Here is a 2,763-nt window from a genome sequence, read left to right as displayed (position 1 = left end):
GCCGGCAACTGGACGCGATCGGATCGGGCTTCACCAAAAAGGTGTGTACCGGTTGTCGGACAGCCATTGCCGGCGCTGTTGGGCGGGCGCGACGTCGAGCGGAACAGGGATATTCCCGGCGGAACTCGAGTTCCCGGCGCAACCAGTTCGAGGGCTGCTGGTTGTCTCGGACTGACTTCAACAAGGGAGATCCCGAAATGAGCCAGCAGAACCAGGACCCGGGCCAGCAGAACCAGAAGCCTGGCCAGCGCCCAGGTCAGCAGGGCGGCGGCCAGCAGCAGGGCGGCGGCCAGCCGAAGCCCGGTCAGCAGCAGCAGCGGGACCCTGGTCAGGGTGGTCAGGGCCGTTAGTTCGGGAATTGACGGAGTTGGACTGGAGGGTCCCGCCATAATGGCGGGGCCTTTTCTTTTGGGCAGGTGGCGGACGTAGTTAAGGTAAACACTGGGTTTAAATTGCCGTCTCGACGATCGGCTGTTTTCCTCGCTTCGTCGCGGCGCGAATGCCAAGCGCCGCCGCAGATGATGGGAAAACTCGCATGCGGACAGACTGGCGGATCAGTTCCATCAATGGCGTGCTGCTCGCGGCCTATTTCATCCCGACCTGGACCATCATCGCTGCGCACATCATGGCGGCGCCGGTGCAGGGCCTGTTCGAGCGGCCGAACGTCGGGATCGCGTTCTTCGTCAGCGATTATCTGCACCTTACCGGGCCCGCCATCGTGCGCGTGGCCTGGCTGCTCGCGCTCGGCCGATTGACGGTGGTGGCGTTCTTTGCGGTGTTCGCGCTTCTCCTCTTCAGGCCTGCGATTCGCCGGTCGGGCGGCTGTGACGAGGCGCTCGGCTTCGCGCTCGGACTTGCCAGCCTGATCAGCTTCGTCGGCATGGTGCTGGCCTCGCGCGCCGGCGAGGCGGAAGCGTTGCGCCTGCACGCCACCGAACTGTTGATGCTGCTCGGTGCCGCCATCGTGCCGATCGCCGAACGCGCGGCGTCGCCACTGGGCGAGCAGGGCGCGAATGCCGGCTCGTTCGCCCTCGACGTCAGCGTTGCGTCAGAAAGCCGACCAGCGCCTCGGTGAAGGCGTGCGGCTGCTCGACGTTGGAAATGTGGGCGGCGTCGAGAATGGTCATGCTCGCCCCGGGGATCTGGCTGCGGATCTGTTCGCCTGCAGCGATCGGCGTCGACATGTCGTGGCGGCCGGCGATCACCAGCGTCGGGCTCTTGATCTTCGGGAGTAGCGCGCGCTGGTCGAGCGTTGACAGCGTCTCGCAGCAGGCGAGATAACCCTCGACGGGGGTGGCGAGCAGCATCGCCTTCATCTTCGCCGCGATCTGCGGCTCGCGCTCGCGGAAGTCCGCGGTCAGCCAGGCGGCGATCACCGTGTCGGCGATCGCGGCCATGCCGCCTTCCTTGACCGCCTTGATGCGGTTGAGCCAGTTGGTCGGGTCGGCGTAGTAGCAGGCAGTGTTGGCGAGCACGATCTTGCCGAGCCGCTCGGGCGCGTTGGCGCCGAGCCATTGCCCGACCATGCCGCCCATCGAGAGGCCGCACCAATGCACCTTGTCGATGTTGAGGTCGTTGAGGATCGCAAGCACGTCGCGGCCGAACCGCTCCATCGAATAGGGCCCCGGCGGCACGTGCGACCTGCCGTGGCCGCGGCGGTCATAGCGCACGACGCGGAACATCTGCGTCAGCGCCCGCATCTGCGGCTCCCACATCTGCAGGGTCGAGCCAAGCGAGTTCGACAGCATCAGCGTCGGTCCGCCATCGCGGCCCTCGACCGAGACGTTCAAGAGGCAGCCATCGGCGTCGATCATCGGCATCGCGAAAGGTCTCCGGCCTGTCTGCCTTGGCGAATCGGCGGCCCGTACTTTGCGCAAATGTCGATGCTCGGCAATTGCTTTCTGCGCGCGAACCCTGCGGTAACATCATCGTCCCCGGCGCGATCTGGACAAGCTCCGGGCCTCGGCTGGTGCGCCAATATGCATCGCAGCCGGGCTGAAATGGCCTTCCCTTTGGGCGGCTGGTGCCTTAACTGGAACAACAGGACCTGCGCGATCCCGGGGAGGCCGCCATGGCCATGACGATGAATGGCGAAGTCCAGCTGCCGGCTCTGCGAGAGACGGTATGGGCCAAGTTGAATGATCCCGCTGTGCTGAAGACGTGCATCCCCGGCTGCGAGGAGCTCGAGAAGACCGACGATGGCGGCTTTCGCGCGGTCGCCAGGATGAAGGTCGGGCCGGTGTCGGCGCGCTTCAAGGGCAAGGTCATGCTGAGTGATCTCGATCCGCCCAACGGCTACAAGATTTCAGGGGAAGGCGAGGGCGGCGTTGCCGGCTTCGCCAAGGGCGGCGCGGCGGTGAAGCTCGCCGACAAGGACGGCGGCACCCTGCTATCCTACGACGTTGAGGCGCAGATCGGCGGCAAGCTCGCCCAGCTCGGACAGCGCCTGATCAACGGCACGGCGAAGAAGCTCGCCGACGAGTTCTTCGCCAATTTCGCCAAGGCGGTGGAAGGCGTTTGAAGGCTGGGCGTTTAACGGGCTGGCGCGCGCGCTGGGTCCGGTAAGGTTGCCCCTTACCGGGATGGCTCTTATGATGCCGGCCCAATTGATTTGAAGGCCGTGCCGCCGTGCAACGCGACGGCGCGGACAATAGAGAGTGCTGATGGCCAAGGTTTCCCTGATCGTAAACGGCAATCCCGTGAACGCCAATGTCGATCCCCGCACCCTGCTCGTGCAGTTCCTGCGCGAGAATCTGCGCCTGA

Annotated in this window: 4 protein-coding genes and 1 pseudogene; 3 read left to right on the top strand and 2 right to left on the bottom strand. The window is 65.3% G+C overall.

Features of this window, described 5'->3' with window-relative positions:
- Positions 1–506: hypothetical protein (locus JOY90_RS13815; RefSeq protein WP_291691681.1), on the bottom strand; the 506-nt coding region annotated here is incomplete at its 3' end.
- A gap of 29 nt (positions 507–535) precedes the next feature.
- Here JOY90_RS13815 and JOY90_RS13810 point away from each other — a divergent pair.
- A complete protein-coding gene (locus JOY90_RS13810; protein WP_291691680.1) occupies positions 536–1,075 on the top strand; it encodes a hypothetical protein in 540 nt (179 codons plus the stop codon).
- Here the strand turns inward: JOY90_RS13810 and pcaD are convergent.
- Complete coding sequence (gene pcaD, locus JOY90_RS13805) at positions 1,038–1,820, bottom strand: 3-oxoadipate enol-lactonase (protein WP_291691679.1); 783 nt, start codon at positions 1,818–1,820, stop codon at positions 1,038–1,040. The two genes, JOY90_RS13810 and pcaD, sit on opposite strands and share 38 nt — an antisense overlap.
- 251 nt (positions 1,821–2,071) lie before the next feature.
- Between pcaD and JOY90_RS13800 the strand changes: the two genes are divergently transcribed.
- Positions 2,072–2,521 (top strand): carbon monoxide dehydrogenase subunit G, encoded by a 450-nt coding sequence (locus JOY90_RS13800; RefSeq protein WP_291691678.1) that lies wholly within the window; start codon positions 2,072–2,074, stop codon positions 2,519–2,521.
- 142 nt (positions 2,522–2,663) lie between these two features.
- A pseudogene (locus JOY90_RS13795) lies at positions 2,664–2,763 on the top strand ((2Fe-2S)-binding protein); the annotation flags it as partial.

The organism is Bradyrhizobium sp. (genome assembly GCF_019242285.1).
Lineage (GTDB): Bacteria > Pseudomonadota > Alphaproteobacteria > Rhizobiales > Xanthobacteraceae > Bradyrhizobium.
Note: the sequence above shows the minus strand (reverse complement) of the source record. Positions and strands in the feature narration are given on the sequence as shown.